The organism is Desulfosporosinus sp. OT (genome assembly GCF_000224515.1).
Classification (GTDB): Bacteria; Bacillota; Desulfitobacteriia; order Desulfitobacteriales; family Desulfitobacteriaceae; genus Desulfosporosinus.
The window spans coordinates 1-4,811 of the sequence record NZ_AGAF01000230.1 but is presented as its reverse complement, the minus strand read 5'-3'; the positions used below and the strand labels follow the sequence as shown (position 1 = coordinate 4,811).

The 4,811-nt window shown below is 45.7% G+C and carries 3 protein-coding genes; all 3 read left to right on the top strand.

The window, feature by feature from the left end; translation table 11 throughout:
* Positions 1-10 precede the first annotated feature (10 nt).
* A complete protein-coding gene (locus tag DOT_RS21525) occupies positions 11-1,258 on the top strand; it encodes a CoB--CoM heterodisulfide reductase iron-sulfur subunit A family protein (RefSeq protein ID WP_009623506.1) in 1,248 nt (415 codons plus the stop codon).
* Positions 1,259-1,262: 4 nt separating this feature from the next.
* Complete coding sequence (locus DOT_RS21520; RefSeq protein WP_009623504.1) at positions 1,263-3,488, top strand: hydrogenase iron-sulfur subunit; 2,226 nt, start codon at positions 1,263-1,265, stop codon at positions 3,486-3,488.
* Between the two features lie 163 nt (positions 3,489-3,651).
* Positions 3,652-4,811: (Fe-S)-binding protein (locus DOT_RS21515; protein ID WP_040413127.1), on the top strand; the 1,160-nt coding region annotated here is incomplete at its 3' end.

Genomic DNA, 4,811 nt, shown 5'->3' with positions numbered 1-4,811 from the left:
AGGTAAAAGGATGGCATATAAGAGTATTCTAGTAGTCGGAGGAGGAATAAGCGGACTAACGGCCGCAATAGAAGCTTCCGAGGCAGGAAACGAGGTTTATCTGGTTGAAGAGAAACCCTATCTAGGTGGTAGAGTAGCCCAGATGAATCAGTATTTTCCAAAGCTGTGTCCTCCAAATTGTGGGTTGGAAATTAACTTTAAACGGATCAAGCAAAATCCCTTGATTAAATTTTTCACATTAGCAGAGATTGAACAAATCGAGGGTGGAGAAGGGGATTTCACGGTAACAGTGAAATCGAATTCCCGTTATGTAAATCAGAACTGCACAGCATGCGGAAAGTGCGTAGAAGTGTGTCCGGCAGAGAGGTCCAATGAATTCAACTACGGATTGGATAAAACCAAGGCTATATACAAAGCCCATGCGTTCGCGTTTCCGATGAAGTATGCGATTGACGATAAGGCATGCTTAGGTGCAGAATGCGGGAAATGTGTAAGTGCCTGTCAATATGGTGCTATCGAATTAGACATGACAGCAAAAAGCTTCAAGTTAAATGTTGGAGCCATAGTCTGGGCAACAGGTTGGGAACCCTATGATGCCAAGAAAGTTGATTATTATGGATTTGGCCGACATCAAAATGTCATTACCAATGTAATAATGGAACGAATGGCGGCGCATAATGGACCAACTGGAGGCAAAATAGTAAGACCATCAGACGGCAAAGAAGTTGAAAGCATAGCGTTCGTACAGTGTGCCGGATCGCGTGATGAAAACAATCTGCCTTACTGTTCGGGAGTTTGCTGTATGGCTTCCTTAAAACAAGCTACTTATGTGAAAGCACAGAACCCGGATGCGAAGGTGTCTATGTTTTATATAGATGTCCGGGCGATGGGGAAATATGAAGATTTTTATACCAAAGTACAAGATAGTATTTCTATGATAAAAGGGAAAGTCGGAGAGATCTCCGAGGATCCTTTGACAAAAGATTTAATTGTACAAGTTGAGAACCAGGTTACCGGGGAAATAATGAAGGAAAAGGTTGACATGGTAGTACTGGCGACAGGTATGGTACCGGCAACGGCTGGTTCAAAAGTACCGGTTACAATAACGTATGATCAAGATGGATTTATTGCTACTGATTCACAGCAACCCGGGATTTATGGCACGGGATGCGTAAAGAAGCCATTGGACGTTGCCTCATCGGTAAAAGATGCTACGGCTGCAGCTCTAAAGGCCATTCAATCTACGGTGAGGAGGTAACTCAATGGATAAAAAAACAGGTGTTTATATCTGCACCGGCTGTAGTATCGGGGAATCTCTGGATGTAGGGGGCCTGTCCAAGGTTGCCACCAAGGAAGGCAAGGCTCCAGTTTGCAAGTCACACGCTTTTTTCTGTGGAGCAGAAGGCGTGGCGCAAATCAAGAGTGATATAGAGAACGAGGGAGTTAATACAGTCGTTATCGCAGGTTGCTCATCCCGTGTAAATTATGATGTTTTTGATTTTGGACCATCCGTAATCTTGGAAAGGGTCAACCTAAGAGAACAGATCATCTGGTGTCATCCGGCGAACGATGAAGATACCCAGATGATGGCAGAGGATGCTCTACGGATGAGCCTGGCCAAAGCAAACCATGTCCAACTACCAGAGGCTTACCAAGGTGAAGATATGGTAAAAACCATACTAGTAGTCGGTGGAGGTTTGTCAGGCATAACAGCCGCTTTAGAAGGAGCGAAAGCAGGATATAAAACGGTTCTCGTGGAAAAAAGTCCAGTTCTAGGTGGCTGGATGAACAGTTTATATAAACAGGCTCCGCAGAAGTCGCCGTATAGTGCTCCAGAAGAAGTTGATATCGCTGAACGAATTAAAGAAGTTGAAGCTCACCCGGATGTAAAAATCTATGTGGGAGCTGAAATAAAAGAGATAGCTGGCGCGCCAGGAATGTTTAATGTGAGCATCAGCCAAAATGGTGACACGTTGACAGAACGAATCGGATCGGTAGTTCTGGCGACTGGGGCGGTTCCTTATGAGGCAACAAAGCTGGAAAAGCTCGGCTATGGCAAATACGAAAATGTAATAACAGCGCAACAAATGGAAGCACTGGCCAAAAAAGGAAAAATTGTACGCCCGGACGGCAAAGAAGTCCAAAGTATCGCGTTTATCCAGTGTGCTGGCTCACGGGATTCAGAACACTTGCCATACTGTTCAGCGGTATGTTGTGTCGAATCCTTGAAACAGGCGACTTATTTAAAGGAACAGAATCCTGAAGCCGCGGTCTACATTTTCCACAAAGATATACGGACACCGGGCCAATATGAGCGTCTCTACCAACAAGTGCAAAAAGATGGAGGAATTTTCGTCCGAGGTGAAATTGCTGGCATCAAAGAAGACGGCGGAAAGAACCTGATCATTGAAGCAACTGACGTTCTAACCGGATCGGGAATTAGCACAGAAGGTGTGGACTTGGTTGTCCTAGCGACAGGAATGGTACCAACCACAGCCATCGGAGAGAGTTTCGTAGTGAAAGCCGAAACTGAGGATGGTAAAGAAGAAGAACCAGTACAAGCGGGCGATGCACCAATTCTCAAGTCAAACCTCTTGAACCTGGCTTATCGGCAGGGACCAGAGATGCCGACTTTGAAATATGGCTTTGCAGATTCCCACTTCATCTGCTTCCCGTATGAAACTCGCCGTACAGGGATCTATGCGGCAGGGAGCGTAAGGGCACCGATGGATGAGGTGTCCAGCATAGAAGACGCAACAGGAGCTGCTATGAAGGCAATTCAATGCATTGAATTGAGTGCGTTAGGATCAGCAGTACACCCACGGGTAGGGGATCTATCCTTCCCAGATTTCGCCATGTCGAGATGCACACAGTGCAAACGTTGTACAGTGGAATGTCCTTTCGGGGCGATTAACGAGGATGAGAAATTCAATCCACTGCCTAATCCAACTCGTTGTCGTCGGTGTGGAGTCTGTATGGGGGCTTGTCCTGAACGGATCATTTCCTTTAAGAACTATTCCGTACCGATGATTGGTAACATGATTAAGGCCATTGATGTGCCTGAAGAAGATGAAGAAAAGCCGAGAATTGTCATCTTTGCTTGTGAAAACGATGCTATTCCTGCCTTAGATATGGCGGGGATCAACCATCTCAATTACAATGCTTGGGTGCGCGTTATCCCGGTAAGATGCTTAGGCTCAATGAGTCTAGTGTGGATCGCCGATACGTTGTCGAAGGGTATTGATGGAATACTACTTCTAGGATGCAAGCACGGGGATGATTATCAATGCCACTTCGTAAAAGGTAGTGAATTGGCAGAAATTAGATTATCGAAAGTAGCAGAAACCCTAAACAGGTTGGATCTCGAATCGGATCGGGTGCGAATGGAGCAGGTCTCCATCATGGATTATGACAAGATACCGGCTATATTGGACGGCTTTGCCGAGAGACTAGAAGAACTGGGTCCCAACCCCTACAAAGGGTTCTAAGTCGCTCTAAAGTAAGGGGACACACCTCCTATATCAGTTAAGATTTTGATTGGGAGGAATGTCCCCGATCGGAAAAATTTGGGGTCGGAGAATGTGCCCAATTAATAAAGATTAGACTCCGGGTGGGGAGGAATGTCCCCATTTAAAGTAAAGGAGCATGAATATGGATGAAATAAAAGAAGTATCTCTGGAAATGAAAGATTATATTGTTTCTTCAGGGGCGGAGACACTTAGTTGGTGTATGCAGTGCGGACTCTGTACCAATCTTTGTCCATGGAGGCAGGTTACCGGTGAAATAAGCGAAGCATTTAACATACGGAAGATGCAGCGTTTAGGCCAACTAGGATTAGAAGGTTTCGAGGACGAAAATATCCTGTTTGCCTGTGTTACCTGTGGAATGTGTCTAGTAAACTGTCCCAGAAAAGTTGAAATCATCGATAACGTTCGCTCAATGCGGAACACGACGGTGGCAGCAGGCTTTTTACCAGGAACGCTGCGTCCTATAGCAGGTAGTCTTCACGCCAACGGCAACCCGTGGGCAGGCCCGCAGGAGAAACGTGCTGAATGGCAAGAAGGTCTAAACATACCAGCGTTCACCGAAGATACCGAGTATCTGCTTTATGTGTGCTGTACCTCCAATTATGATACACGGAGCAAGAAGATAGCCAAAAGCGTCGTAAAACTGTTGCAAAAAGCAGGAGTAAGCTTTGGAGTTCTGACAGCAGAAGAGAATTGTTGTGGAGAGACCATACGTAAGATCGGCGATGAGGCCTTGTTCCAAAAACTAGCTGAATCGAATATCAAGCTGTTTAACGGAAAAGGCGTGAAAAAGATCATTACAACGTCGCCACACTGCTTGTACGCGTTCAAGAAGGATTACCCAGAACTGGGTGGAGAATACGAAGTTATGCATTATGCAGATCTTCTGGGCAGTCTTTTAAAAGAAGGAAAGCTCACATTCTCTGAAGAATTAGCGAAAAAAGTAACCTTCCATGATCCATGCTACTTGGGTCGCCATAATCAAGTCTATGATCCCCAAAGAGATCTCCTAGAAGCTGTTCCAGGTGTCGAGCTCGTGGAACTGGAGCGTAATAAGAATAAGAGTCTATGTTGCGGTGGCGGCGGTGGTCGGGTCTGGGCCGAGGTACCCTTTGGCGAACGATTTGGCGAACTAAGAATTAACGATGCCGTGGATAAAAAGGCAGATATCTTAGTTACAGCATGTCCATACTGTATAGCAATGCTCGATGATGCTTGCGCGGGTTTGGAAAAGGGAGACGTCTTGCAAGTTATGGAATTGTCCGAACTTCTATGCGCAGCTAG